This window comes from Synechococcus sp. MU1642, assembly GCF_020514115.1.
Taxonomy (GTDB): Bacteria; Cyanobacteriota; Cyanobacteriia; order PCC-6307; family Cyanobiaceae; genus Parasynechococcus.
The window spans coordinates 23,270-47,334 of the sequence record NZ_VTKZ01000011.1; the positions used below are offsets into that span (position 1 = coordinate 23,270).

At 61.5% G+C, this 24,065-nt stretch carries 28 protein-coding genes; 12 read left to right on the plus strand and 16 right to left on the minus strand.

Features of this window, described 5'->3' with window-relative positions; genetic code table 11:
* Positions 1-39: 39 nt before the first annotated feature.
* Genes ndhI through FZZ85_RS10120 form a run of 5 tightly spaced genes read left to right on the plus strand, consistent with a single transcriptional unit; the run spans position 40 to position 3,091 of the window.
* Positions 40-687, plus strand: coding sequence for an NAD(P)H-quinone oxidoreductase subunit I (ndhI, locus tag FZZ85_RS10100; protein WP_226414780.1), 648 nt, complete (start codon positions 40-42; stop codon positions 685-687).
* Positions 684-1,283, plus strand: coding sequence for an NADH-quinone oxidoreductase subunit J (locus FZZ85_RS10105; protein ID WP_226414783.1), 600 nt, complete (start codon positions 684-686; stop codon positions 1,281-1,283). Before ndhI ends, FZZ85_RS10105 begins: the two co-directional genes overlap by 4 nt.
* Positions 1,283-1,612, plus strand: a complete 330-nt coding sequence (gene nuoK, locus FZZ85_RS10110) for an NADH-quinone oxidoreductase subunit NuoK (protein WP_038552705.1) — start codon at positions 1,283-1,285, stop codon at positions 1,610-1,612. The genes FZZ85_RS10105 and nuoK overlap by 1 nt, the downstream gene beginning before the upstream one ends.
* 18 nt (positions 1,613-1,630) lie before the next feature.
* Positions 1,631-2,581 (plus strand): NAD(+) kinase, encoded by a 951-nt coding sequence (locus FZZ85_RS10115; RefSeq protein ID WP_226414786.1) that lies wholly within the window; start codon positions 1,631-1,633, stop codon positions 2,579-2,581.
* A 3-nt stretch (positions 2,582-2,584) separates the two neighbouring features.
* Positions 2,585-3,091, plus strand: a complete 507-nt coding sequence (locus FZZ85_RS10120; RefSeq protein ID WP_226414789.1) for a CYTH domain-containing protein — start codon at positions 2,585-2,587, stop codon at positions 3,089-3,091.
* Between the two features lie 207 nt (positions 3,092-3,298).
* Here the strand turns inward: FZZ85_RS10120 and FZZ85_RS10125 are convergent, their stop codons facing one another.
* A complete protein-coding gene (locus FZZ85_RS10125; RefSeq protein WP_226401023.1) occupies positions 3,299-3,577 on the minus strand; it encodes a helix-turn-helix transcriptional regulator in 279 nt (92 codons plus the stop codon).
* Between the two features lie 67 nt (positions 3,578-3,644).
* Between FZZ85_RS10125 and FZZ85_RS10130 the strand changes: the two genes are divergently transcribed.
* On the plus strand, positions 3,645-4,550 hold the full coding sequence (locus FZZ85_RS10130; protein ID WP_226414792.1) for a methylenetetrahydrofolate reductase: 906 nt from the start codon (positions 3,645-3,647) through the stop codon (positions 4,548-4,550).
* On the opposite strand, the gene FZZ85_RS10135 is transcribed toward FZZ85_RS10130, so the two are convergent.
* From FZZ85_RS10135 to FZZ85_RS10160, 6 genes are all read right to left on the minus strand, one after another.
* Positions 4,531-5,709: an NDP-sugar synthase gene (locus FZZ85_RS10135; RefSeq protein ID WP_226414794.1), complete on the minus strand. Its 1,179-nt coding sequence runs from the start codon at positions 5,707-5,709 to the stop codon at positions 4,531-4,533. The genes FZZ85_RS10130 and FZZ85_RS10135 overlap by 20 nt on opposite strands.
* A gap of 46 nt (positions 5,710-5,755) precedes the next feature.
* The gene (locus FZZ85_RS10140; protein WP_226414797.1) at positions 5,756-6,658 is read right to left on the minus strand and encodes a segregation/condensation protein A; all 903 of its coding nucleotides are present in this window, start codon (positions 6,656-6,658) and stop codon (positions 5,756-5,758) included.
* Between the two features lie 58 nt (positions 6,659-6,716).
* On the minus strand, positions 6,717-7,118 hold the full coding sequence (locus FZZ85_RS10145) for a lipopolysaccharide assembly protein LapA domain-containing protein (RefSeq protein WP_226414800.1): 402 nt from the start codon (positions 7,116-7,118) through the stop codon (positions 6,717-6,719).
* Positions 7,119-7,185: 67 nt separating this feature from the next.
* Positions 7,186-8,823, minus strand: coding sequence for an NAD(P)H-quinone oxidoreductase subunit 4 (locus FZZ85_RS10150; protein WP_226414803.1), 1,638 nt, complete (start codon positions 8,821-8,823; stop codon positions 7,186-7,188).
* A 90-nt stretch (positions 8,824-8,913) separates the two neighbouring features.
* Positions 8,914-10,923: an NAD(P)H-quinone oxidoreductase subunit 5 gene (locus FZZ85_RS10155; protein ID WP_226414806.1), complete on the minus strand. Its 2,010-nt coding sequence runs from the start codon at positions 10,921-10,923 to the stop codon at positions 8,914-8,916.
* 34 nt (positions 10,924-10,957) lie between these two features.
* Positions 10,958-11,689, minus strand: coding sequence for an NnrU family protein (locus tag FZZ85_RS10160; RefSeq protein ID WP_226414810.1), 732 nt, complete (start codon positions 11,687-11,689; stop codon positions 10,958-10,960).
* Positions 11,690-11,770: 81 nt separating this feature from the next.
* Here FZZ85_RS10160 and FZZ85_RS10165 point away from each other — a divergent pair, with 81 nt between their 5' ends.
* Positions 11,771-12,760, plus strand: a complete 990-nt coding sequence (locus FZZ85_RS10165; RefSeq protein WP_226414812.1) for a LysR family transcriptional regulator — start codon at positions 11,771-11,773, stop codon at positions 12,758-12,760.
* Here the strand turns inward: FZZ85_RS10165 and FZZ85_RS10170 are convergent.
* Together FZZ85_RS10170 and FZZ85_RS10175 are read right to left on the minus strand one after the other, a co-directional pair.
* Positions 12,751-13,386 (minus strand): DUF3172 domain-containing protein, encoded by a 636-nt coding sequence (locus FZZ85_RS10170; RefSeq protein WP_226414814.1) that lies wholly within the window; start codon positions 13,384-13,386, stop codon positions 12,751-12,753. The two genes, FZZ85_RS10165 and FZZ85_RS10170, sit on opposite strands and share 10 nt — an antisense overlap.
* Entirely contained in the window at positions 13,383-13,730 is a 348-nt protein-coding gene (locus FZZ85_RS10175; protein WP_226414816.1) for an NAD(P)H-quinone oxidoreductase subunit M, read from the minus strand. The genes FZZ85_RS10170 and FZZ85_RS10175 overlap by 4 nt, the downstream gene beginning before the upstream one ends.
* Before the next feature lie 88 nt (positions 13,731-13,818).
* Between FZZ85_RS10175 and pds the strand changes: the two genes are divergently transcribed.
* Together pds and FZZ85_RS10185 are read left to right on the plus strand one after the other, a co-directional pair.
* On the plus strand, positions 13,819-15,237 hold the full coding sequence (gene pds / locus FZZ85_RS10180) for a 15-cis-phytoene desaturase (protein WP_226414818.1): 1,419 nt from the start codon (positions 13,819-13,821) through the stop codon (positions 15,235-15,237).
* Between the two features lie 3 nt (positions 15,238-15,240).
* The gene (locus FZZ85_RS10185) at positions 15,241-16,149 is read left to right on the plus strand and encodes a phytoene synthase (RefSeq protein ID WP_226414820.1); all 909 of its coding nucleotides are present in this window, start codon (positions 15,241-15,243) and stop codon (positions 16,147-16,149) included.
* A 66-nt stretch (positions 16,150-16,215) separates the two neighbouring features.
* Here the strand turns inward: FZZ85_RS10185 and FZZ85_RS10190 are convergent, their stop codons facing one another.
* Positions 16,216-16,647, minus strand: a complete 432-nt coding sequence (locus FZZ85_RS10190) for an RNA-binding protein (protein ID WP_226401045.1) — start codon at positions 16,645-16,647, stop codon at positions 16,216-16,218.
* Positions 16,648-16,708: 61 nt separating this feature from the next.
* A complete protein-coding gene (locus FZZ85_RS10195; protein WP_226414822.1) occupies positions 16,709-17,902 on the minus strand; it encodes a CCA tRNA nucleotidyltransferase in 1,194 nt (397 codons plus the stop codon).
* 32 nt (positions 17,903-17,934) lie between these two features.
* Between FZZ85_RS10195 and FZZ85_RS10200 the strand changes: the two genes are divergently transcribed.
* Genes FZZ85_RS10200 through FZZ85_RS10210 form a run of 3 tightly spaced genes read left to right on the plus strand, consistent with a single transcriptional unit; the run spans position 17,935 to position 19,381 of the window.
* The gene (locus tag FZZ85_RS10200; RefSeq protein ID WP_226414824.1) at positions 17,935-18,186 is read left to right on the plus strand and encodes a Ycf34 family protein; all 252 of its coding nucleotides are present in this window, start codon (positions 17,935-17,937) and stop codon (positions 18,184-18,186) included.
* Positions 18,183-18,806 (plus strand): tRNA (adenosine(37)-N6)-threonylcarbamoyltransferase complex dimerization subunit type 1 TsaB, encoded by a 624-nt coding sequence (gene tsaB, locus FZZ85_RS10205; RefSeq protein WP_226414826.1) that lies wholly within the window; start codon positions 18,183-18,185, stop codon positions 18,804-18,806. The genes FZZ85_RS10200 and tsaB overlap by 4 nt, the downstream gene beginning before the upstream one ends.
* Positions 18,806-19,381, plus strand: coding sequence for a YdcF family protein (locus tag FZZ85_RS10210; protein ID WP_226414828.1), 576 nt, complete (start codon positions 18,806-18,808; stop codon positions 19,379-19,381). Before tsaB ends, FZZ85_RS10210 begins: the two co-directional genes overlap by 1 nt.
* Here FZZ85_RS10210 and FZZ85_RS10215 read toward each other — a convergent pair.
* From FZZ85_RS10215 to rpaB, 5 genes are read right to left on the minus strand one after another with little or no spacing between them, the layout of a single operon-like run.
* The gene (locus tag FZZ85_RS10215) at positions 19,344-19,997 is read right to left on the minus strand and encodes a lysophospholipid acyltransferase family protein (protein ID WP_226414830.1); all 654 of its coding nucleotides are present in this window, start codon (positions 19,995-19,997) and stop codon (positions 19,344-19,346) included. The two genes, FZZ85_RS10210 and FZZ85_RS10215, sit on opposite strands and share 38 nt — an antisense overlap.
* Entirely contained in the window at positions 19,994-20,890 is an 897-nt protein-coding gene (gene fabD / locus FZZ85_RS10220) for an ACP S-malonyltransferase (protein ID WP_226414832.1), read from the minus strand. Before fabD ends, FZZ85_RS10215 begins: the two co-directional genes overlap by 4 nt.
* A gap of 28 nt (positions 20,891-20,918) precedes the next feature.
* Positions 20,919-21,938, minus strand: coding sequence for a beta-ketoacyl-ACP synthase III (locus FZZ85_RS10225; RefSeq protein ID WP_226414834.1), 1,020 nt, complete (start codon positions 21,936-21,938; stop codon positions 20,919-20,921).
* Positions 21,939-21,965: 27 nt separating this feature from the next.
* Positions 21,966-23,285 carry a phosphate acyltransferase PlsX gene (gene plsX / locus FZZ85_RS10230; protein WP_226414836.1) on the minus strand — a complete coding sequence of 440 codons (1,320 nt, stop codon included), beginning with the start codon at positions 23,283-23,285 and terminating at the stop codon, positions 21,966-21,968.
* Positions 23,266-24,012: a response regulator transcription factor RpaB gene (gene rpaB, locus FZZ85_RS10235; RefSeq protein WP_226401136.1), complete on the minus strand. Its 747-nt coding sequence runs from the start codon at positions 24,010-24,012 to the stop codon at positions 23,266-23,268. Before rpaB ends, plsX begins: the two co-directional genes overlap by 20 nt.
* Positions 24,013-24,065: the final 53 nt, after the last annotated feature.

A 24,065-nucleotide genomic window follows, 5' to 3' on the forward strand; every position in this document is an offset into this window, starting at 1 on the left:
TGCGTTTCCGTCTCCGCTTCGTTCTCTCCCCTTCAGACCATGTTCGGCTTCCTCAAACAGGTCGGTGATTACACCCGGGATGCAGTCGATGCAGCTCGGAATCTGGCCCAAGGCTTTTCGGTCACGTTTGACCACATGCAGCGCCGTCCGGTCACGGTGCAGTACCCCTACGAGAAGCTCATTCCTTCCGAACGTTATAGGGGCCGGATTCACTACGAATTCGACAAGTGCATCGCCTGTGAGGTGTGCGTCAGGGTGTGCCCGATCAACCTTCCGGTGGTCGATTGGGTGATGAACAAAGCCACGAAGAAGAAGGAGCTGCGCAACTACTCCATCGACTTCGGCGTCTGCATTTTCTGCGGCAACTGTGTCGAGTACTGCCCCACCAATTGCCTCTCGATGACGGAGGAGTACGAGTTGGCGGCTTTTGACCGCCACAGCCTCAACTACGACAACGTTGCCCTCGGACGTCTTCCCACCAGCGTCACCACCGATCCCTCGGTCGTTCCCCTGCGGGAACTCGCCTATCTGCCGGCGGGCGAGATGGATCCCCACGGTGTTGCTGCCGATCGCCCCCGTGCGGGCCAGCTGCCGTCTCAGGTGTTGGAGACGCTCACCCCTCCCGCCAAGCCCGCTCCCAAGAATGAGGGACAATCCTCCAGTGAGGCAAAGGAGGGCGACGCATGACCATCGCGACAACCACCGAGCTGATCTGTTTTCTGGTGCTGTCCGCCGTTGTGGTGATCGGCGCCCTGGGTGTGGTGCTGCTCAGCAACATCGTTTATTCCGCCTTCCTGTTGGGCGGGGTGTTCACAGCCGTTGCAGGGCTCTACCTGCTGCTGAACGCCAGTTTTGTGGCCATGGCCCAGATTCTCGTGTACGTGGGCGCGATCAATGTGTTGATCCTGTTCGCGATCATGCTCGTGAACAAGCGGGAAGACCTCAAGGCCATCGCCAATCTCACCACACGCCGTGCGGTCTCCGCTGGCGTCTGCGCCGGTCTGCTGGCGTTGTTGGTTCGTGTTGTGGTCACCACCCCCTGGTCGCTGCCCGGTCCTCCCGCTGTGGGTGAAGAAGCCACGGCCCGCATTGGTGAACATCTGTTCACCGATTACCTGTTGCCGTTTGAGGTGGCATCGGTACTGCTGTTGATGGCCATGATCGGAGCCATCGTGCTGGCCCGTCGTGATGTGTTGGCCACCGATGTGGTCACCGGTGAGGTGGCCGATCAAGGCCTGATTGAGAAGGCCCGTACTCCACTGCTGATGAACCGAGCGGAATGATGAGCGATTTTCTTGCCACGCTTCCATCCCTTCAGGCCTACCTCTTGGTGGCCGCCATGCTCTTTTGCATCGGTGTTTGGGGCCTCATCAACAGTCGCAATGCGGTGCGGGTGTTGATGAGCATTGAGCTGATGCTTAATGCCGTGAACATCAACCTGATGGCCTTCTCCTCCTTCGTGGATGGTGATTTGATTCGCGGCCAGGTGTTCGCTGTCTTCGTGATCACGGTGGCTGCCGCTGAGGCAGCCGTCGGTCTGGCGATCCTGCTGTCGCTTTATCGCAATCGCGTTACCGTCGACATGGAGCAGTTCAACCTGCTGCGCTGGTAACCCTCGCACACCTGGGTCATGCGTCTCGATCGGGTCTGGGTGATCTATCGGGCCGACAGCCAGCCTGCCCAGCGTGAAGCTCGGCAATGTGCCAAAGAGCTGAAAGCTCTCGGAACCCATGTGGTCTCCGCGATGTCGGGACCACGGGTGAATCCTTTTCCAGGCTTACTGGCTGTTGAAGAGTCGTTGCCCGACCTGGCGCTGGTGCTAGGGGGGGATGGCACGGTGCTGGGAGCTGCTCGCCACCTGGCGGTGCATGACATCCCGATCCTCAGCATCAATGTGGGAGGCCATCTGGGCTTTCTTACCCACGACCGCCGTGTGTTGCGTGGCGATCAGATCTGGCAACGCCTTCAGGACGATCAGTTCGCGATCGAACGGCGCATGATGCTTCAGGCGATGGTGGATCGCCGCTCTGCAGAGGACCGTGCCGCCTCCCCCGGTCTGCTGCAACAGCCGGATCTGGAAGACGATGAAGAGCACCACTTGGCCTTCAACGACTTCTATCTCCGGGCCTACCGCGATGAGATTTCGCCCACCTGCACCCTGGAGCTCGAGATCGATGGGGAAGTGATCGACCAGGTGCGTGGTGACGGTCTGATTCTCTCCACCCCCACGGGGTCCACCGGGTACGCCCTTGCAGCAGGGGGGCCCATTCTTCATCCCGGCATCGATGCCATCATCGTTTCCCCGATCTGTCCCATGAGCCTCTCCAGCCGAACGCTGGTGGTGCCGCCCCGGGCCAGGTTGGCGATCTGGCCGCTGGGGGCTGGGGATCACCGCATCAAGCTGTGGAAGGACGGTGTGGGCTGCACGGTGCTTGAACCAGGAGAGTGCTGTGTCGTTCAGCAGGCGCGCCACCATGCCTTGATGGTGTTGCTTAATCAAAGCCCGTCGTATTACCGCACCCTGTCCCACAAGCTGCACTGGGCGGGAAGCCTGCATGCGGCGCAGCCATCGCAGAATTGATCCATGGCCTTCGAGATTGAACGCCGCTTTCTGGTGCGCTCAGATGCCTGGCGCAGCAGTGCTGGCCCCGCACAGCCGCTGCGTCAGAGCTATCTGGCTGCCAGTGCCGAAGGTGTGACAGTGCGGGTGCGCCTGCGTGGTTCGGATCAGGCCTGGCTCACCCTGAAGGCTGCTGCTGATGCCGTTGGCCTGGTACGCCATGAGTTCGAATATCCGATCCCTGTGGCGGATGCCGAAGCCCTCTGGGAACTGGCGCCCCACCGCCTTGACAAAGTCCGCTACGCCTTGGATTGCCCAGGTGGTGACTGGGTGGTGGATTGTTTCCAGGCTCAGAACGCTCCCTTGGTGCTGGCCGAGGTGGAGCTGGCATCGGCCCAGGAGGATCTGCTGATTCCGTCCTGGTGTGGAGAGGAGATTACCGGAGAGTCTCGCTGGAGCAATGCGGTGCTGGCCCAGCATCCGTTTCAGTCCTGGCCCGAGGAGCAGCGTCGCCGCTGTGGCTGGTCCTAAGGCCGGACTGGATTTGTCTACAGGTTTCCTTTAGATTTGAGGTGTCTGATTGGTGGTTTTTCCCAGTGGTGGGTCTGTACGACACAACTGGAATGCTTCGCTTTGCGGGATCCAGTGTGGAGGCTTGCTTGGAATACGCCACCCTTTTTCGAATTCCTGTGGGTCCCACGTCCCTGCAAAGCCTGCCGGAGCCCGTCAGCTCCTCAATCAGGGTGAAGGGGGATCGTTTTCTGGAAGGACGCAGCAGTTGAAGCCGTCCCGGCAGATTTTGCCGTTGTCCATAGCCCAGTTGAGCAGTGCCACCCGGTTTTTAGAACCGGTCTTGGTGAACACGTTGCTCACATGGTTGTCCACCGTTCGTTTGCTGATGGTGAGACGGTCAGCGATTTCCTGATTGGTCAGTCCTTCTGCCACGAGCTCGATGATCTCGACCTCCCTGGCCGAGAGGGAGATCTCCAGAGGATCCGTACCGTCATGGGAGGACATGGCTGGCCACCGTTGGGAACATGGTAGTCCGGACGATCGGTCTGATCCTGCATAGTGGGCCGGTGAAATGGAACAGGACTTGAAGACGGCGCTGCAGCGCGCGATTGAGGCCGGCGATCAGGTGCTCACGGCCGAGGTGATGCCTCCGCGCGGAGCCGATCCGACGCACATGTTGGCCATGGCCGCATCGCTGCAAGGCCGTATCCATGCGGTGAATGTGACCGATGGCAGTCGGGCCGTGATGCGGATGAGCAGCTTGGCCTCCTGCAAGTTGTTGCTTGAGGCGGGTCTGGAGCCGGTGTTGCAGATGGCCTGCCGGGATCGCAATCGCATCGCCCTTCAATCCGACCTGCTCGGGGCCCATGCGCTGGGGATCCGCAACCTGTTGTGTCTCACTGGAGATCCGGTGCGGGCGGGCGATCAGGCGGATGCACGGCCGGTCAATGAGTTCGAGTCGGTGAAGCTGTTGCAGCAGGTGGAAGCCCTCAATCGGGGCGTGGATCCCGTGCAGGGCACCCTGCCGGATGGGGCGACCACCCTCTTTGCCGGGTGTGCCGCTGACCCACAATCCAGGAGCTGGAGCGGTCTCCAGCGTCGGTTGCAGCGCAAGCAGGCGGCGGGAGCCCGCTTCGTTCAAACCCAGATGGTGATGGACCCTGAAGCGCTCGAGCGTTTCCAGCGCGAGCTGGCCGGCCCCCTGGGTCTGCCCGTGCTCGCTGGAGTGTTCCTGCTGAAGTCAGCCAAGAATGCCCGGTTCATCAACCGCGTTGTGCCAGGAGCCTGCATCCCCGATGCGTTGATCCATCGGCTTGAGTGCGCCGAAAATCCCGCCATGGAGGGCGTGGCCATCGCCGCTGAACAGGTGAAGCGCTATCTCGGCATCGTGCGAGGTGTGCACCTGATGGCGATCAAGGCTGAGGAGCGCATCCCGATGATTCTGGAGCGTGCCGGACTCAGCTCGCTGCCTGGGTGAGGTCTGTTCCGAGCAGCTCCGCCATGGCTTTCTGCTGGGGCGAAGGCTCCACCAGGTCCTGACGACGGGCGTCGGTGATCAGCCAGTCCAGGGAGGCTTCCTGCAGGTCGAAGTGATCGCCGTCCTTGCCCACGCAATAGCGCCCGAACACCAGTTTCTCCAGTAGCTGCACGCCGGGGCCGATGCGCGAATAGTCGAAAATGATCGAGTTGTCGATCGTTGCGCCCTCACAGATGTGGCAGCTCGGGCCGATCATGGTGGGACCAATGATCGTTGCGCCGTCTTCGATCTTGGTCATGCCGCCAACGTAGACGGGGCCGCTGACGTTGATCTTGTCCCAGTTGGCGGCCACATTCAGACCGGTGTAAACCCCGGGACGTACCTCCTTGCCGGGGATGCCCACCTGACGAACGTCACCCATCAACACGCTGCGGATGGCTTGCCAGTAGTCGGGAACCTTGCCGATATCCACCCATTCGAAATCCATCGGGATGGCATAGAAGGGTGCACCGAGCTCGGCCAGTTTGGGGAACAGATCCGAGCCGATGTCGAAGGACTGCCCCGAAGGGATGTGCTCAAAGATCTCCGGCTCGAAGATGTAGATGCCGGTGTTGATCGTGTCGCTGAGGGCTTTGTCGACGCTGGGCTTTTCCTGGAAGCTTGAAATTCTGTTCTGCTCATCGGTGACCACAACGCCGTAGCTGCTCACCTGATCCTTGGGGACCCGTTTGGTAACGAGGCTGGCGATCGCGCCCTTTTCTCGGTGCTTGCGTACCGCTTCGCTGAGATCAAGGTCGATCAGCGCATCGCCGCAGAGCACCACGAAGGTGTCGTCAAAGAAATGCTGGAAATCCTGGATTTTTTTGAGCCCGCCAGCGGACCCAAGGGCACTACCGATCAGTTCACCGTCTTCAATCCGTCCTTCAAAGCTGTAGGCAATTTCAACCCCGAAACGCTGGCCATCCCGGAAGTAATTTTCAATCTCTTCGGCCAGGTGGGAGACGTTCACCATCACTTCGGTGAAACCGTGCTCCTTAAGCAGTTCCAGCAAAAATTCCATCACCGGCTTTTGCAGGATCGGAATCATCGGCTTGGGGATCACATGGGTGATCGGTTGGACCCGCGTCCCCTTACCAGCCGCCAGAATCATCGCCTTCATTGGCGTTTGGTCCGGTCAATACAAGGTAGTGACCATAGACCGGGTATTAGGCCGCCACGACCGTCCGGGTCGGCGACGGATCTGGCACTTGAAGGCTGCGGATCGGCAGTTGCGTTGCAGTGCCACTTGCGGGGATGAATTTCAGTCGCAGCGGACCGTGGAGCCAACCCTCTTGCTCCAGCTCAACCCGGCCCTGGGAGGAGAGAAACAGCAGGGCCCAGAACACCCCGACACGGTCACGGTCCAGGTCCGCGGCGGCGGCCACCTCCCATTGCTCCACCAGTTGATCGAAGTCCACCCAGTCCAGGGCGGTCTCCCAACCGTTGAGAAATACTCCTAGTGCAGCTGTCGTTTCCGGAAGTTTTTCACGATGGGCCAGCCCGGCCACCTGGGCGATGGCTTCACGGTTGCTGTAGCGCTTCTGCCGTTTGCGGCGGCGCGCCTCGAGTTCGTCTGATTCCAGCTGCTCGGCAATCGATTCCAGCTGTTCGATCAGCTCCCCAAGGGTGACGGGGCGACGTAAGGGCGGTGGCGCCACGGGACGCCGCTGCAGATGGCGTTCCGGCCGTCGGGGTAGATCAAAGGCCGGATCCAGCCAACCTTGCTCATCGAAGTCGGCGTCGAATTGATCTTCGACTTCGGGAGGTGGCGGCAGCATGCTGGTTTCGAGCATCTCCGCTTTGAGGCCCACCAGCACGGAGGCAGCCAGGAAGGCCTCGCTGCTTTCGGCCAGGTCCCGCTCGTAGCTACCTCCCCGTCGGGCCAGGGCGGCTGCCACCTGCCCGGGAACTTCGATGCGTTGCCGGAGTTGATCCAGAAAGCCGTCGATGACGGCGATTACATCCACATCCCAGGGATCGAGATCGCCCCGCTCCGCTGCGTGCTGCAGCAGCCGAATCGCAAGGCGAGCTCCAGCATCAGCGCCGTCGTTGGGGGCCACCTGGAGCAAGTCGATTCACCCTTTTCCGGCAAGGTATCGGCCCCAAACCATCGTCGCCAGTGCTGCCTTAAGCCGCACTGCTGGCATCGGTGATCTCAGCTTCATCGCTGTCGTCGCTCTCAGCGCTGCTCGCGCTCACGGTGGTTGCGGGGAGGAGACCCAGCTGGGTTTCAACGGTGGAGCGGTAGCGGTTGAGGTCGGTCTCTAGTTCCTGGATCCGCACCTGCTGGGCTTCGTATTCGTTCGCCTTGCTGAACTGTTCAACGTTGTTGAGCATGCCGGTCCAGGCGGCGAAGAACCAGGCTGAGACTGCTCCTAATCCCGCTGCCAGCAGCAGAAGACCCGCCAAAGGCAGGGTGTACTCGATCCCGGGCAACACATGAACCGTTGTGGGATTGGTGTTCGCCAGGGTGAAGAACACCGTGATGAGGCCGAAGCTAAAGATCAGGCCGAAGTTGATCTGACGCATGGCAAGGGAGCGTTCCCCTGGAACCTACGGACGGTTGGGTGGGAATGAATCGGAATCGATACGTGATTTATGACGCGCCCACGGCAGGGGCTTGGATTACCGCAGGAACCGGTGCTTGGCCTCGAATCAAGGGGGCCGTCGGTGAGATCACCTGTTCCATCGCACCCAGGTTGCGGTTCACCAGGGCTTCAATCGAGCTGCGGTAGCTGTCGGTCATCAGCTTGGGGTACAGCCCGATTCCGATGATCGGCACCAGCAGGCAGCCGATGATGTACACCTCGCGCGGCTCTGCATCCACGAGGTTGGTGTGTGACACCAGCTCCTCCTTTTCTTTGCCGAAGAAGATTTCCCGCAGCATCGAGAGCAGGTAGATCGGTGTGAGGATCACGCCCACAGCGGCCAGCCCGCAGATCACCACTCGGAAGGGCAGGGTGTAGGCCTCATCGGTCGCGAAACCAGCGAACACCATCAATTCACTGACGAATCCGCTCATGCCTGGCAGTGCCAGGGAGGCGAGGGCACATACCGTCCAGAGCGCGAACATGATTCGCATCTTCTGGCCAATGCCTCCCATCTCATCCAGCTGAAGTGTGTGGGTGCGGTCGTAGGTGGCACCCACAAGGAAGAACAGGCTGGCCCCGATCAAGCCGTGGCTGATCATCTGCAGCATGGCGCCACTGGTGCCAAGGGCACTGAAGCTGCCCACGCCTATCAGTACAAAGCCCATGTGGCTGATCGAGCTATAGGCGATCTTGCGCTTGAGGTTCCGCTGGGCGAAGGAGGTGAGGGCGGCGTAGATGATGTTCACCACTCCCAGCACGATCAGCAGTGGGGCGAACTGGGAGTGGGCTGCTGGCAGCAGTTCACAGTTGAAGCGCAGCAGGGCATAGCCACCCATCTTCAGAAGGATGCCCGCCAACAGCATGTGCACCGGTGCTGTGGCTTCGCCATGGGCGTCCGGCAGCCACGTGTGCAAGGGCACGATCGGCAGCTTCACGCCGAAGGCGATCAGCAGCCCTGCGTAGCAGAGCAGTTGAAAGCCCGTGCCGAAGTCTTTGGCCGCAAGAGCGGTGTACTCAAAACTGGGGGTGCCGCCGCCGAAGAAGCCCATGGCCAGGGCGGCCAACAGGATGAAAAGTGAGCTACCGGCGGTGTAGAGGATGAATTTGGTCGCGGCGTACTGGCGTTTCTTGCCGCCCCAGATGGCCAGCAGCAGATACACCGGGATCAATTCCAGCTCCCAGGCCAGGAAGAACAGCAGCATGTCCTGAACGGCGAAGACGGCGATCTGGCCGCCGTCCATGGCCAGCAGCAGGAAATAAAACAGCCGAGGCTTGAAACTCACCGGCCACGCTGCCAGGCAGGCCAGGCTGGTGATGAAGCTGGTGAGCAGGATCAAGGGCATCGAAAGCCCATCGGCTCCCACTGCCCAAGTGAGGCCAAGATCCGGCAGCCAGCTCACTCGTTCGGAAAGCTGCAGGCCGCTCAGGCTGGGGTCATAGCCCGTGAGGTATGCCGCAACGGTGATCAGGAAGGTGATCAGCGTCACGATCAGGGCGTACCAGCGCACCTTCTTGCCATCGCCGTCGTCGGGAACCAGCGGAACCAGCAGGGCACCCACAATCGGAACCAGGATCGACAGGCTCAGCCATGGAACGGTGGCCTGCACCGGCTCACTCACCCCGGCGACTGCGAATTCGAACACTCTGTGAATCCGATCCTTACTGGTTGGATCGTAGAAATCATGGCCGCTGTGTCATCACCTCGATAGGCGATGACACACATGGGCGATGGGCTAGGCGATTGGTCCGCCGATCACGCCGAACAGCACAACCAGGCCGATCACGCCGGCGAACACAATCAGGGCATAAAACTGGGCCCGTCCCGTCTCCAGATATTTGAGACCTTCTCCGCTACCGAGGGTGAGCAGTCCGGTGAGGTTGACAACGCCGTCTACCACTTTGGCGTCTACTTCGAGAACCTCCCGCGCCAGTTTGCGACTACCCCTTACAAACAGCTTCTCGTTCACCACATCGAGGTACCACTTGTTCGCGAGGAAGGCATTCACCGCCGGGAAGCGGCCTGCCACAAGGCGCCCCAGATCTATCCGTCGCAGGGCATAGGCCAGAACAGCCAGTGTAATGCCGGCAACGGAGATGGCCACGGAGGCGCCTGCCAGGGGCAGAAACTCGCCCCAGCTGAAATGTTCGGCCATTTCTAGAGCTTCCTCGGGGTTGAGAAGGCCTGCGAAGCGGCTGTTCCAGGGGGTGCCCAGCAGGCCAATCAGCACGGAAGGCACCGCTAGCACTGCCAAGGGGGCCGCCATAGGCCAGGCTGACTCATGCACGCTGCCGCCATGGGCGTGGTGTTCGGAAGGATCTTTGCCGACTGCGGTCAGCAGCTGCGCCTGCATGGCGGTGTCATTGCCGCGGAAATCCCCTTCAAAGGTGAGGAAATAGAGTCGGAACATGTAAAAGGCCGTCATTCCCGCCGTCAGGAAGCCCACTACCCAGAGCAGCGGGTAGCTGTTGAAGGCCTGACCAAGAATTTCGTCCTTGCTCCAGAAGCCAGCCAGGGGCGGAATGCCACTGATGGCGATGCAGCCAATGAAGAAGGTGATCGAGGTGACGGGCATCTTCTTGCGCAGGCCGCCCATCAGGCGCATGTCCTGGGCGAGAACGGGCTCGTGGCCAACTACCTCCTCCATGGCGTGGATGACGGAGCCTGATCCCAGGAACAACATCGCCTTGAAGAAGGCATGGGTCACCAGGTGGAAAATGCCGGCGACCGGTGCACCGCAACCCATGGCCAACATCATGTAGCCGAGCTGGGAGACGGTGCTGTATGCAAGACCTTTCTTGAGGTCCATCTGGGTGAGGGCAATGGAGGCCCCCAGAAAGCAGGTGATCGTGCCAACGACGGCGATCACGGTTTGTACGACTGGGAACTGGGCGTAGAGGGGATCGAGGCGGGCTACCAGGAACACCCCTGCGGCCACCATCGTGGCGGCGTGAATCAGTGCAGAGATCGGCGTCGGGCCCTCCATGGCATCGGGCAGCCAGACGTGGAGGGGGAATTGGGCCGACTTGGCCATCGGACCCATGAACACCAGAAGACACAGCAGCAACGCCGCCCATGGCGCCACCGTTCCGGCGGTTAGGCCGTTCTGAAGCCCATCGGCGATTCCTTGGAAATCGAAGCTTCCGGTGGCCCAGAACAGGCCAAGGATGCCCAGCAGTAGGCCGAAGTCACCAACACGGTTCACCACAAAGGCCTTCTGAGCGGCGTGGGCGGCACCGTCGCGGTCGTACCAGAAGCCCACCAACAGGTAGGAGCACATGCCCACCAGTTCCCAGAAGACGTAGATCTCCAGGAGATTGGGGCTGATGATCAGTCCCAGCATGGAGCTGCTAAACAGCGCCAGGTACGTGAAGAAGCGCACATAGCCCTTGTCGTGGGCCATGTAGCCGTGGGAGTAGACCAGCACCAGCAAGGCGATGGTGGTGACCAGCGCCAGCATCACTGCCCCAAGTGGATCCACCACGTAGCCCATCGGCAAAACGAAGCTGCCGGCACTGGCCCAAACGAACAGATGCTCGACGGGCGGGGCGCCATTGAGCTGGTTGAACAGGATGCTGTAGCTGAGGGCCGCAGCTGCGCCGACACAGGAGATCAATAGCAGCGCAACGGGTTTGCGCAACCGGTTGATTGTGCGGTTAAAGCTGATCAATCCCAACCCGGTCAGCACAGCGCCGAACAGTGGCAGAACGGGAATGAGCCAGGCGAGTTCCTCGGCCGAGGGCATCCGCAAAGAGCAGGTAAAAGCGAGTGTAGGCAGCTCAGCCCAGCAGGTTCTGGAGTGCTGAATTGCGCATTAACTCTCCAGCCGTCGGAATGAAGCGATGGGCCCACCAGAAAACGCCGACGGCGATGGCGATACCCAACTGCGCCGGTCGGACGAATTCCTGCCACTGCAGCTGCTGGCGTCCATCCAGCACTGCAGCGAAGGGCACGATTGAGGTGCTGGCCTTGAGCTCTTCAAAGGCCTCGCCGAAGCGGGCCTTCAGACGCCGATCGCCATGCCAGACAGCAAAGAGGTGATGCCCGATCAGGCCCATGCAGGTCACCAGCATGAAGCTGCTGCCGATCCAGAGGGCGTGGGTGAGGCACCAGAGAATTTGCCCAATGGCCTGGGGATGGCGGCTGATGCGGATGATCCCAGTGGCATAAAGACGCACCTGCGGTTTCAACACCGCCGGGATCTCCAGCAGGTTGTAGGTGGCTGGATAGAGGAAGAGGAAACTGATGGCGGTTACGACCCAGACGAGTGGAATCACACCAGGCACGCCCTGGAGATTCCACAGCCGAACTCCGTCGTAGCGATGGGCCAGGAACCATCCGATCACCACAAAGGCCGAGGGAATGCTGGCTGCCGCGAAGATCAGGCGCCAGGCCCGTGCTCCGATCACGGTTTCAGCCCGGCTGCGCAGCGCAGCCCCACCGCTGTGAATCACCGCAAACAGGATCAGCAGCACCAGCATCACGACGCTGCTTTGGTGGGTGGAGGCCATGGCGGCTGCGTGGGAAGGGCGTGATTCTGGCTGGCGGACGTGGCGGTCTTAAATTTCCGTTGTTCCTCCGGGTGTTCCGCGGTGGCCGATCTGCCGTTCACCCTCGACCAGCTGCGGATCCTTCGCGCGATTGTCAGTGAAGGCAGCTTTAAGAAAGCCGCCGATAGTCTTTACGTCACCCAGCCCGCCGTCAGCCTTCAGATCCAGAACCTGGAGAAGCAGCTTGAGGTGTCGTTGTTTGATCGCGGTGGGCGCAAGGCGCAGCTCACCGAAGCTGGTCATCTGCTGCTGAGTTACTGCGACCGGATCCTGAGTCAGTGCCATGAGGCCTGCCGGGCCTTGGATGATCTCCACAACCTCAAAGGCGGATCCCTCATCGTGGGGGCAAGTCAGACCACCGGCACTTATTTGATGCCCCGGATGATCGGCTTGTTCCGCCAGAAATATCCGGAGGTTTCCGTGCAGCTCCAGGTCCACAGCACCCGCCGCACGGGCTGGAGTGTCGCCAACGGTCAGATCGACCTGGCGATCATCGGTGGTGAATTGCCGGCGGAACTCAATGAACTGCTGCAGGTGGTGCCCTACGCCAGTGATGAGCTGGCGCTGGTGCTGCCGGTGAAGCACCCCTTGGCCCGGCTGGCTGAACTCACTAAGGAAGACCTGTATCGCCTGGGTTTTGTCTGCCTCGATGCGCAATCCACCACCCGGAAGATGGTCGATCAGCTTTTGGCTCGCTCCGGCCTGGATGTGCAGCGCCTGCGTATCGACATGGAGTTGAATTCGCTGGAAGCCATTAAAAATGCAGTTCAAGCTGGCCTTGGTGCTGCCTTTGTTCCCGTGGTGTCGATCGAGCGGGAGTTGTCGGCGGGCACGATTCATCGCCCCCTGGTGGCTGATCTTCAGGTGCGGCGCCAGCTCAAGCTGATCACCCATCCCGCCCGCTACTGCTCTCGTGCGTCGGTGGCCTTCCGCAATGACGTTCTGCCCGTCTTCGCCAGTGCTGACAGCCCGATTCGCCAGGCAGCAAAAGTCGTGCCTGAAGCGATCGGGGAGCAAGTGGTTCAGAACTGATCGGCCTCTGGCGTTACGCCCACAGCGTCGTCTGCCACGCCTCGGGTCAGGAATTTGTTCTCACTGATATCGGTTTGGTAGACGCATCGCACCACGGGTTTGTCCCGAACGGAGCCGATGTAGGCAAAAGTATTCATCCGTTGTTTGCACTCACGCTCTTGCACGGCGGTGATGGCCCCCTCCTTGCGTAGCACTGACCAGTTTTCCCGACGGATTACACAACCTGGTTGCAGTGTTGGCTGGGTCACAAAGCTGCTGGAAGGGTTGAGCGTGGTGTACATCTCGATGTCCATGACAAAGGCGCTCGCACCCCACTGCCGGCAGAATTCCGGGTCGGGCACGGCCATGTCCAGTTGCTGGGAGCTGGCGATGTTCCCCTGGTCGCCCTGGGTGGTGCTGGTGACAGCGCTGCCGATGCCGATCCCCACCACGAGAACCCCTGCCAAGACGGCCACGGTGAGTGTGCTGAATTGAAAGGGGCCCTGGCTCCCTCCGCCACCTGGTGGGGGGGCGGGTGGACGGCCGTATCCGCCGCGAGGCGGAGCGTCATAGCGATCACGCTCACCGCGGTCGTAGCGGCCATCCCGCGGTCTGCGTCCGCCGCGGTCATAGCGCGAGCCGGTCACAACAGTTCAGGGGTGCGGGGCAGGCCCATGGAGAAGTTCTGCACACGGACATCAGGGTTGTAGCTGAGTTCTCCGGCCTGGAGCAGTTGCCGGATGAATCCTTCCAGGTCCGTACCAATGCGGCGCAGGGTGTAGTCACTCAGTTCGCCGCCGGCCGCAGCATCCACCAGTTCCTTGAAGCGTCCCTGCACCTTGGCGAGGCTGGCGGCATCCCACAAAAATTCGTTGTCGGGATCAAGATCCAAGGTCAGCTGGTCGTCTGAGGGAACCAGATCCTCGTCCTGAAGCGTTGCTGTGAATAGGCGCACGTGGCGGGTGGTGCACTTGAGAAGGGTGTCAGCCAAGACGCGCCCACGGGAAAGCTGACACGACTTTAAGAAGCAAACGGGGCTCGAGCCCTTTTAAGGTTGGTTTCACTTTCGAGACGGCCGCATGCGCGTCGCTATTGCCGGAGCTGGTCTTGCAGGACTCTCCTGTGCCAAATACCTGGCGGATGCCGGTCACACCCCCATCGTTGTGGAAGCCAGGGATGTTCTCGGCGGCAAGGTGGCGGCCTGGAAAGACGAGGACGGCGACTGGTATGAAACTGGCCTGCACATCTTCTTCGGGGCTTACCCGAACATGTTGCAGTTGTTCAAGGAGCTGAACATCGAAGACCGGCTGCAGTGGAAGAGCCATTCGATGATCTTTAACCAGCAGGACGAACCAGGCACCTACAGCCGCTTTGATTTTCCTGATCTGCCAGCCCCTGTGAATGGTGTGGCCGCGATCCTGGGCAACAACGACATGCTGAGCTGGCCTGAGAAAATCAGCTTTGGCCTGGGCCTTGTGCCTGCGATGCTTCGGGGTCAGGGGTATGTCGAAGAGTGCGACAAATACTCCTGGACCGAGTGGCTGCGGGTCCACAACATTCCTGAACGGGTCAACGACGAAGTGTTCTTGGCGATGAGCAAGGCCCTGAATTTCATCGATCCCGATGAAATTTCTGCCACGGTTGTGCTCACAGCGCTCAATCGTTTCCTGCAGGAGAAGAACGGCTCCAAGATGGCGTTCCTCGATGGGGCACCCCCGGAGCGGCTTTGCCAGCCTGTGGTCGAGCACATCGAATCACTTGGAGGTGAAGTGCACCTCGATAGTCCCTTGCGGGAGATCAAGCTCAATGCCGATGGTTCTGTGGCTGCGTTCCACATAGGTGGTGTGAAGGGCAAGGAGAGCTTCGACCTCACCGCTGATGCCTACGTCAGTGCGTTACCGGTGGATCCCTTCAAGCTGCTTCTGCCTGAGCCCTGGACGCAGATGGAGGTCTTCCAAAAGTTGGATGGTCTTCGGGGTGTCCCCGTGATCAACCTGCACCTCTGGTTTGATCGCAAGCTCACCGATATAGACCATCTGTTGTTCAGCCGCTCCCCCCTGTTGAGTGTTTATGCCGACATGAGCATCACCTGCAGGGAGTACGAAGACCCCGATAAGTCGATGCTCGAGCTGGTTTTTGCTCCTGCCAAAGACTGGATTGGTCGTCCTGACGAAGAGATCATCGAGGCCACCATTGGTGAGCTCAAGAAGTTGTTCCCGATGCATTTCGGTGGCGACAACCCCGCCACCCTGCGCAAATACAAAGTCGTCAAGACGCCGATGTCCGTTTACAAGACGACCCCCGGTTGCCAGCAGTTGCGCCCGGATCAAACCACCCCGATCAAAAACTTCTTCCTGGCTGGCGATTACACGATGCAGCGCTATCTCGCCTCGATGGAGGGTGCCGTTCTCAGCGGCAAGCTCTGCGCTGGTGCAGTGGACCGCAAGACAGGTCAGCTGGCATCATCGACCTCTTCCAGTGAGCCTGTGACGGCCTGAGCCATGCCCCTCGCCTCCCCGGATCTCGACGCAGCCTTCGAGGCTTGCCGTCGGGAGACCGCCGAGTGGGCCAAGACGTTCTATATCGGCACGTTGCTTCTGCCTCTGGAGAAGCGGCGTGCCATCTGGGCGATCTATGTCTGGTGCCGGCGCACTGATGAGTTGATGGATAGCCCGGAGGCCCAGGCTCGTCCGGTGGAGGAGCTTGCAGAGCGGCTTGATCGTTGGGAAGAGAAGACCCGGGCCCTGTTCGCTGGCCGGATGGAAGACGACTTGGATGCGGTGATGGTGGACACCCTGGAGCGTTTCCCCCAGGACATCCAGCCCTATCTCGACATGATTGAGGGGCAGCGGATGGACCTCACCTGGACCCGTTATCCCAGCTTCGAAGACCTCAAGCTCTACTGCTATCGAGTTGCAGGCACCGTTGGCCTGATGACCCAGGGGGTGATGGGTGTCGATCAGGCCTACACCTCAGCCCCCTGGAGTGACTGTCCCGACACCTCTGATGCTGCCGTCGCCCTCGGGATCGCCAACCAGCTCACCAACATCCTCCGGGATGTGGGGGAAGACCGGGGCCGTGGTCGCATCTATTTGCCGCAGGAAGATCTCGAACGTTTTGGCTATTCCGAGGAGGAGCTGATGGCTGGAACTCTCAACAACTCCTGGCGTGCGTTGATGCGATTCCAGCTGGAGCGAGCTCGCGATTGGTTCGCTCGCTCTGAAGCCGGAGTCCGTTGGTTGTCCGCTGATGCACGCTGGCCGGTGTGGACTTCCTTGCGGTTATATCGGGGCATTCTGGATGAAATTGAGCGTGTCGATTACGACGTGTTCAATCACCGTGCCTACGTAGCCAAGGTCAACAAGCTGCTTGATCTCCCCCGTTCGTTCCTGTTGGCTCAGTCACGCTAAAAACCCCCAGTTGGTATGACCGGCAGGGGGTGATCAGCTGTTTCCTTCAATCAGATCAGCTACGGATCAGACCGCCGTCTTCTGGTTGCCCAGGAGATCCTTGAGCTTGGAAAGTTCGCCGGCCCAGCGGGGGTCAGGAGCGCCCTCGCTCTTCGCATCGCTGTGAACAACCTTGTTCACGGCTTTGCGAGCCACTTGAGGCTGGCCGGCCGCATTAGGGGCTCCCCGACGGTTGCCGCCTGCATTGTTGTCACGACGTTCGGAGCGCTCGACCCGCAGAGCGCTGCCACCGAACTCCTTGCCGTTCAGCGCTTCGATCACGGCATCGGCCAGCTTCGGATCGTCCACGTTGGCGAAGCCAAATCCGCGGCATGCACCGGTTTCACGGTCGAGAACTGTCTTGAACCGGATCCCTTCTCCCACCGACTTGAGCAGAGCCACCAGCTCCTGTTCTTCAAAGGTCTGCGGCAGGTTGCCGATGTACAGGCGGATGCTCATGAAGGAAAGAAAATGCGATCTGTCGGTGTCTGACCGTCATCATTGACACTTGCAAAGTTAATCACAGAGCCTCGCTTTCACGGGTCAAGAAATGTTTGGCCTCCTTCAGTGCCTCGCTGGGGGTCTGGATGCGCCCAAAGGCATGTTCCAGCTTCAGATGGTGCAGCAGGCGTCCGAGACGGGGCCCGGGTTCGACCTCCAGGGCCGTGAGCAGGCCGTTGCCGTCGATCGGGGTTCTGGGGTGGAACAGAGGGTCCTCAGTGTTCCGCCATCGCCGCAGCCAGATCTTTTTCTCGGGCATGGGCAGTTGCAGGGCCAGGGCAGGGAGATCACCTTCCAGTTCCTCGTGCAATTGCAGCCGATCGCTCTCGGATAGCGACTCCGGTGCCTGACAGATGCGTTGCTTCCAGGCCCGCAGCCGTTTGCAGCGCTGGCGCAGAGCGCGACTGGCGCGGAGTTGGCTGAGGCCTTCATCGCTGACCAGGGCCGTCAGCCGCGCCAAGGGCACAGCCGCAGCGGCTTCTTCTTTGCTGAGGCCTTCGATGTTGCCGGGAGTTGGAGGTTGCCCTCCGGCCGCCCAGGGGTCCAGCAACGGCAGGCTTGTTAGGGCTGCGATCGCCGCGTCAGCGTGTTCGCCCCTAGCCAGGCGCTGCAGCTCCGCCAGGATTCGCTCCGGCGCCGCTTCCGGAAGCCGTGCGGCGTGGCGCTCAATCCAGCCCATGGTCTGGCTGGATATGGTGAGCGGGATTTCCGCCATCAGCCGCAATCCCCGCAGCAGCCGCAGAGGGTCATCGGTGAGGTTGGCTTCCGCGACGGCCGTCAGGCACCCCTGATGGAGATCGCTCAGTCCCCCTGTAGGGTCCCACAGCTCTCCCCAGGGCTGGAGCGACACGGCGATGGCATTGAGTCTGTAGTCGCGCCGCCAAAGGTCGTCTTCGATGCGGTCACCGTCCTGTTGGGCGATGTCGACCGTCCAGCCCCCAAGCACCAGCCGAGCAATGCTCCGTTCCGCGTCCAGCACCACACAGGTGCCGTGGAGCTCCTCAGCTAGGGCCTTGGTCAGAGCGATGGCATCCGACGGGACCACAAGGTCAAGATCTGGCTGCTCCTGGAGACGGTCCAGCAAGCCATCCCGCACGGCGCCACCCACCAGCGCTGTGCCTTCGGGAAGCCGAGCCAGGGGGAGAGGCCACTGGGCTGGCGCCAGTCGCTCTCGCAGCTGGTTAAGCAATGCGTCGCCGGAGCCTTGGGCCATCAGAATGGGGAGAATGAACGGCCTCGGGAGGCATGTGCATCTGCGTGGATTGCAGCTGGGTTGACCGTTGTCAGGCCTATCACGCAGTTGAGCGTCAGCATGGTGTTCCGCATTTGGCGGAGAACCCGGATTTTGAGCCAGAAGCGCCTCGCATTCACGTCTCGGTGATGGATCTCCCTAATGGCCAGGCCGGGATTGAATGGGATGTGCGTTCCTGCTCCAGCTTTAAGGCGGATCCAGGACGGTGGCAGCGTTGCCGTCCTGGACAGGAGCTGCCCCGATGACGGCCCTGCCGCTCCTGCTCGCCCTCCACAGCTGTTCCGACAGCTTCGGCATGGCGCTGTTGGATCCCCAGCAGCCAGGGTCAGAGCCCCTGGTGCAGGTCCATCCAGATGGCCGGGGCCTTTCCAACAGCTTGATTTCGCGGGTTCAGGCGCTTCTGCCCCCTGAGCGTTGGCCCCAGCTCCAGGGCCTTGCTGTGGCGACGGGACCAGGAGGCTTCACTGGCACCCGCCTCACGGTGGTATTGGCCCGCACCCTGGCGCAACAGCTTGATTGCCCCCTGCTGGGCGTGAGCAGTTATGCCCTGATGGCGCCACGATTGGTGCGGCAACTGCCCCAATCGATGCAGGGGGAACCGTTCTGGATCACCCATGAGTTGCCCCGCCGGGGTGTGGTGGGTGGTGAGTACAGGATCACGTCGGGACAGGTTCACGAACTCAGCCTGCCGATCTTGCTGCCGCAGGGGGCATCTCCCCAGCCCGCCGTTGGGCCACAACTGGATGTGGCAGAGGATGTGGCGCGGTTGCTGCAGCTGTTGCAGCGCAGCCATGCTGCTGGGGCAGCGATGCCTTGGGCTGAGGTTTTGCCGATCTACCCCACCTCACCTGTTGGACAGGTCTGATGGCAGGCGTGCGTACAGGGCTGCTACTGGGTGCTGGTCTGATGGCCTGGCTGTTGGGGCCCGGACCGCTATCGCCCTATCGGCGTGCTTTGTTGGATCGCAGCCCTCCGCAGTTGGTGCTGGTGCTCGGGGGGGATGTGGACCGGGAACGGATGGGCGCTCGGTTGGCACGTCAGTTCGATCTGCCCCTGCTGGTGAGCGGTGGCAGCAACCCTGAGTACGCCAAATGGATGCTGAGTGAGGAACACTTCAATCCCGATCGCGTAACCCTCGATTACCGGGCCCATGACACCCTTAGCAATTTCACATCTGTGGTGGATGAGCTGCAGGCGGACGGCGTTCGCCACGTGCTGCTGGTGACCAGCGAAGACCACCTACCTCGCTCCATGGCAGTGGGCCAGGTGGTGGCAGGCAGCCGTGGAATTCAGCTCACCGGCGTGCCCGTGGCCTGCCGCGAGGACTGCACCCGCGAGGGTCGCCTCAAGCAGTGGAGCGACTGGGTGCGCGCGGTGGCGTGGGTGATGACCGGTCGCGACCTCAGGGATGCTGCTGACTCTGATCCAGCAGAGCGTTGATGCGTTCCTGCAGCAGGGTGGTGGTGGCATCCAGTTCGGGCCTGCGGCGACTGGCCGGGGCTGGGATGGGGTCGCCGATGCGCAGCTGAATCGGCACGAGGCGTGGCCAGCTGCGTCCTGTTCCTAAGGCGCGGTGGCTGTTGCAGATGGCCACCGGCAGCAGCGGAGCACCCGTGCGAGCCGCCAGCAGGGCCGCTCCGGGGAGTGGGTTGTTGATTCGGCCGTCGCTTTGTCGGGTGCCGTCCAGGAACACGCCGGTGGCCCAGCCCTCCTCGAGCCGTGCCGTTGCGGTGCGGATCGCTTCGCGATCGCTGGCACCTCGGCGCACGGGATAAGCACCACAGGCCCGGATCACGCGTCCCAGCAGCGGGATGTTGAACAGTTCCGCCTTTGCCATGAAGGCCACGGGGCGCCCCAGGGCATGGCCCAGCAAGGGCGGGTCCAGGTGCGACCCATGGTTGGCCACCACCACGAGCGGCCCTTGCATGGGCACTCTGTTGTTTCCGGCAGTCGATCCGCGGAACAGAAAGCGGAAGACCGGGAACACCAGAAGGCTGCTGACCAGCCGGTAAGTCAAGCTCGGCTTGGGGGTGCGGACGAGGCTGGAATGACTCACTGTCCGAGGTCCCCCGCCCCGGAGATCTGGGCTGTGGTGACACCGCTCATGCTGCGTTTGGCCAGGCCGCTGAGCACGTTGCCCGGTCCGATTTCCACCAGGGTGTCCACGCCGCTGTCGGTCATTGCCGCCATGGTTTCGCGCCAGCGCACGCCGGTGGTCATCTGCTGCTTCAGGCGCAGTTTGAGCTCGTCTGCGCTGGTGCTGGCGCTCGCGGCGCTGTTGCTGAGCACCGGCACGCGGGCATCGAGGAAGGGCACGTTGTCCAGCTCCGCAGCGAAGCGTTCAGCCGCTTCCGCCATGAACGGGGAGTGGAAGGCTCCGGAGACGGCAAGAGGGATGGCGCGCTTGCATTTCAGAGCTCCACTCACGCTCTGCACGGCCTCTGGAGAGCCAGAGATCACCACCTGGGCATCACTGTTGTCGTTGGCGATGCTGACGCCGTCTATGGCGGCCACCAGGTCGTCCAGCTGAGTGCGATCGAAGCCGATCACAGCCGTCATGGCGCCGCCACCAGCGTTCGCCATTAGTTCTGAGCGGGTTTTCATCAGCTGCAGTCCGGTCTCCAGCCCAAACACCCCTGCGCTGTACAAAGCAACGAGTTCGCCCAGGCTGTGGCCGGCCACCAGCGCAGGCTCGCGACCCTGCTGCTGAAGGTTGTCGGCCAGCACCGATTCGATCACGAACAGGGCGGGCTGGGTGTTGCGCGTGTCGTTGAGATCGTCGGGCCCATCACCACCACCGTTTTCCCCCTGGCATATCGCCAGCAGGTCGCGCCCCAGCAGCTCGGAGGCCATGGCGAAACGTTCGCGGCTGCCATCGATGCTGAGCAGTGCTTCTGCCATGCCCACCTTTTGAGAGCCCTGACCGGGAAAGACCCAGGCGATCGCCATTTTTGTGTTCTGCAGACCCTGCCGGAGATTACGCGGGCCCGCTCCAGCGGAAGAGGGCTGCACCCCAGCTCAATCCCGCACCGAATCCACTGCTGGCGATGCGGTGGCCGGGTTGGATGCTTCCACTCCGCACAGCTTCATCAAGCATTACGGGAATGGTGGCTGCCGAGGTGTTGCCGTAGTGGGCCAGGTTGCTGAGGACTTTTTTGGTGGGCACCGAGAAGCGATCCGCCACGGCATCAAGGATGCGCTGGTTGGCTTGATGCAGCAGCAGCCAATCCAGGGAATCTGCGGCGACACCATGCTGAGCAAGAAGCTTTTCGAGAATTGCTGGCACCTCGCGTACAGCGAATTTGTAGACCTCCTGACCATTCATCTGAATGGGATCGAAGCCGCCGCACTGATGGCTGGCGTCCCCCACCAGGGGCTTGCGCTGGCTTACCTGGGGGAGCTGGAGCACCTCGCCGCGGCTGCCATCGGAGCGCAACAGGAATCCATCGAGATCGTCCTGGCCGTTCTCCGAAGCTTCCATCACCACGGCACCGGCCGCATCACCGAACAGAACACAGGAGCGTCGATCGTCCCAGTTCACCCAGCGGCTGAGTTGATCGGCACCCACCACGAGTATGCGACGCATCGCCCCACTGCGCAGGTATTGGGCGGCGGTGACAACGGCGAAGAGGAAGCCGCTGCACGCAGCGGTGAGATCGAAGGCCGCGGCATTGGTGGCGCCGAGGCGAGCCTGCAGGCGTGGCGCTGAACCGAACAGGTCGTCTGGGGTGGAGGTGGCCAACAGGATCAGATCGATGCTGTCGGCCGACCAACCAGCCATCTCCAGGGCCCGTTCCGCCGCCAGTCCGCTCAGTTCTGCAAGAGACTCGTCGCTGTTGACCACCCTTCGTGCGGCAATTCCGGTGCGACTGCGGATCCATTCGTCACTCGTCTGAACCCGCTGGCCAAGCTCAGCGTTGCTGATGGAACGGCTTGGCGTCGCGCTGCCAGACCCTCGGAACAACACCCCCCTGGTTGTGCTGAGCGGCTCGACCAAGGCGGAGGTTGATTGACGTGGCGTCAGTCAATCACAACCCTGTTGCAGCGTGGCGAGATCCTCCATCACCCCATGGCTTGCTGCGGAGTGGGCAATGCGCAGGGCACTGACCACCGAGAGGGCCTTGCTGCTGCCGTGGCCGATCACGGAAATGCCGTTAACTCCAAGCAAAAGAGCACCACCGTGCTCGGCATGGTCGAGTCGCTTCTTGATGCGTTTCAGGTTGCTGCGCAGAAACGCTGATCCCACCTTGCCGCGGCGCCCTCGGGGCAACTCCGCCCGCAGCACCCCCAGCAGAACACTGCCGACGGACTCCAGGAACTTCAGCAGCACATTGCCGGTGAATCCATCGCAGACCACCACATCGAACTCGCCCGACAGCACATCACGGCCTTCGCAGTTGCCGGCGAAGTGGAGCCTGGATTCGTCCCGCAACAATTCGTGGGTCTTCAGGGATAGTTCGTTCCCCTTGCACTCCTCCTCGCCAATGTTGAGCAGCCCGATGCGTGGGCGTTTCACCTGCAGCACATCCCGGCTGTAGATGTTTCCCAGCAGGGCGAACTGATGCAAATAGGTGGGTTTGCAGTCCATGTTGGCGCCCACATCGAGCACCAACACCGGCTGGCCTGGATCCTTGGTGGGGAATAGGGCACCGATGGCGGGTCGGTCGATGCCCTTCAGCCGTCCCAGCCGAAAAATGGCCGAGGCCATCACTGCACCGGAATTGCCGGCGGAGTACACCGCCGTGGCCTGGCCCCTCCTTACAAGGTCCATGGCCACATTGATGCTGGCGTCCCGTTTGCGCCGCACCGCCGTGGCCTCGTCACCCATGCCGATGGAGGGGCCACTGGCCACCAGGTCCAGATGTCCTGCTGCACGCGCACTTTCCAAGGCTTCGCGCAGGCCGAGGCTGTTGGCGGCGGCCATGACCTGTTCGACTTCCCCCACAAAGCGGATCTTCAGAGGCAGCCGGTCAATGGCGTCCAGGCATCCTTCCAGGATGGGTCCCGGTGCATGGTCACCGCCCATGCCATCGACGGCCACCCAGAGACGCTCTGCATCGTCAATCTCATCGGTATCGGTTCCCCCCTGCAGCCAGCGCAGTGGATCGAACACCAGCGGTTGGAGCACGCTGCTGGCCACCGTGCCGGCTCCGGAGACAACGGTTCCCGCCACGCTGCCTGCCATCGAACCCGCTGCCGTTGCGGAGCTGGCAGCGCCATCGACGATGGTTGTGACGGCGGCGTTGCGCCGATACCAAATCACCAGGCGACGGATCGCCCGAGGACGGTTGGTCTTGTGCCGCGGCTGAGGGGCCGGGGTGGGGTCAGGAACCTTCGGAGGCAACGGAATCGACGATGCGCTGGAACAGGTAGCCGGTGCCCCGAGCCGTGAGGATCAACTCGGGATTGGCAGGATCATCCTCCAATTTGGAGCGAAGGCGAGAGATATGAACATCCACGACCCGGGTATCCACGTGGCGCTCTGGGGTGTAACCCCACACTTCCTTGAGGATCTCGCCGCGGTTGAACGGTTCACCGGAACGGCTCACTAGCAGTTCCAAGAGGCTGAATTCCATCCCCGTTAGGCGGATGCGTTCATCGCCTCGGAATACCTGGCGTTTGTTGGTATCGATTCGCAGGTCGCTCACCTGGATGACGCCGGAGTTGGGAATGCCCGCCACCTGCTCCTTCTCGACCCGGCGCAGCACGCAGCGGATGCGGGCTTCCAGCTCCTTCGGGCTGAAGGGCTTCACCACATAGTCATCGGCGCCGAGCTCAAGCCCGGTGATCCGGTCGGCCACGTCGCCGAGTGCCGTAAGCATCACGATGGGAACGTCGGATTCCTTGCGCAACTCCTGGCAGACGCCATATCCGTCCAGCTTTGGCATCATCACGTCCAGCACCACCAGGTCGGGCATGCAGGTGGGGAACAATTCCAGAGCTTCGGTGCCGTCGCAGGCAGTCACGACGTTGTACCCGATCATGGATAAACGGGTTTCCAAGATCCTTCGGATCGATGCCTCATCGTCGACCACGAGGATCGTTTCCTTGGTGGGAGCCGTGGCCGTCATGGGCACCGAGGCGTTAGTCACTTCTCGCCACAAATAAAAGGGCAGCCCCCTGC

What these genes read in the sequence shown, in the direction of transcription:
- ndhI (WP_226414780.1), top strand. Translation starts at nt 40, where the DNA reads ATGTTCGGCTTCCTCAAACAGGTCGGTGATTACACCCGGGATGCAGTC.
- FZZ85_RS10105 (WP_226414783.1), top strand. Translation starts at nt 684, where the DNA reads ATGACCATCGCGACAACCACCGAGCTGATCTGTTTTCTGGTGCTGTCC.
- nuoK (WP_038552705.1), top strand. Translation starts at nt 1,283, where the DNA reads ATGAGCGATTTTCTTGCCACGCTTCCATCCCTTCAGGCCTACCTCTTG.
- FZZ85_RS10115 (WP_226414786.1), top strand. Translation starts at nt 1,631, where the DNA reads ATGCGTCTCGATCGGGTCTGGGTGATCTATCGGGCCGACAGCCAGCCT.
- FZZ85_RS10120 (WP_226414789.1), top strand. Translation starts at nt 2,585, where the DNA reads ATGGCCTTCGAGATTGAACGCCGCTTTCTGGTGCGCTCAGATGCCTGG.
- FZZ85_RS10125 (WP_226401023.1), bottom strand. Translation starts at nt 3,577, where the DNA reads ATGTCCTCCCATGACGGTACGGATCCTCTGGAGATCTCCCTCTCGGCC.
- FZZ85_RS10130 (WP_226414792.1), top strand. Translation starts at nt 3,645, where the DNA reads ATGGAACAGGACTTGAAGACGGCGCTGCAGCGCGCGATTGAGGCCGGC.
- FZZ85_RS10135 (WP_226414794.1), bottom strand. Translation starts at nt 5,709, where the DNA reads ATGAAGGCGATGATTCTGGCGGCTGGTAAGGGGACGCGGGTCCAACCG.
- FZZ85_RS10145 (WP_226414800.1), bottom strand. Translation starts at nt 7,118, where the DNA reads ATGCGTCAGATCAACTTCGGCCTGATCTTTAGCTTCGGCCTCATCACG.
- FZZ85_RS10155 (WP_226414806.1), bottom strand. Translation starts at nt 10,923, where the DNA reads ATGCCCTCGGCCGAGGAACTCGCCTGGCTCATTCCCGTTCTGCCACTG.
- FZZ85_RS10160 (WP_226414810.1), bottom strand. Translation starts at nt 11,689, where the DNA reads ATGGCCTCCACCCACCAAAGCAGCGTCGTGATGCTGGTGCTGCTGATC.
- pds (WP_226414818.1), top strand. Translation starts at nt 13,819, where the DNA reads ATGCGCGTCGCTATTGCCGGAGCTGGTCTTGCAGGACTCTCCTGTGCC.
- FZZ85_RS10185 (WP_226414820.1), top strand. Translation starts at nt 15,241, where the DNA reads ATGCCCCTCGCCTCCCCGGATCTCGACGCAGCCTTCGAGGCTTGCCGT.
- FZZ85_RS10190 (WP_226401045.1), bottom strand. Translation starts at nt 16,647, where the DNA reads ATGAGCATCCGCCTGTACATCGGCAACCTGCCGCAGACCTTTGAAGAA.
- FZZ85_RS10195 (WP_226414822.1), bottom strand. Translation starts at nt 17,902, where the DNA reads ATGGCCCAAGGCTCCGGCGACGCATTGCTTAACCAGCTGCGAGAGCGA.
- FZZ85_RS10200 (WP_226414824.1), top strand. Translation starts at nt 17,935, where the DNA reads ATGTGCATCTGCGTGGATTGCAGCTGGGTTGACCGTTGTCAGGCCTAT.
- tsaB (WP_226414826.1), top strand. Translation starts at nt 18,183, where the DNA reads ATGACGGCCCTGCCGCTCCTGCTCGCCCTCCACAGCTGTTCCGACAGC.
- FZZ85_RS10210 (WP_226414828.1), top strand. Translation starts at nt 18,806, where the DNA reads ATGGCAGGCGTGCGTACAGGGCTGCTACTGGGTGCTGGTCTGATGGCC.
- fabD (WP_226414832.1), bottom strand. Translation starts at nt 20,890, where the DNA reads ATGGCGATCGCCTGGGTCTTTCCCGGTCAGGGCTCTCAAAAGGTGGGC.
- rpaB (WP_226401136.1), bottom strand. Translation starts at nt 24,012, where the DNA reads ATGACGGCCACGGCTCCCACCAAGGAAACGATCCTCGTGGTCGACGAT.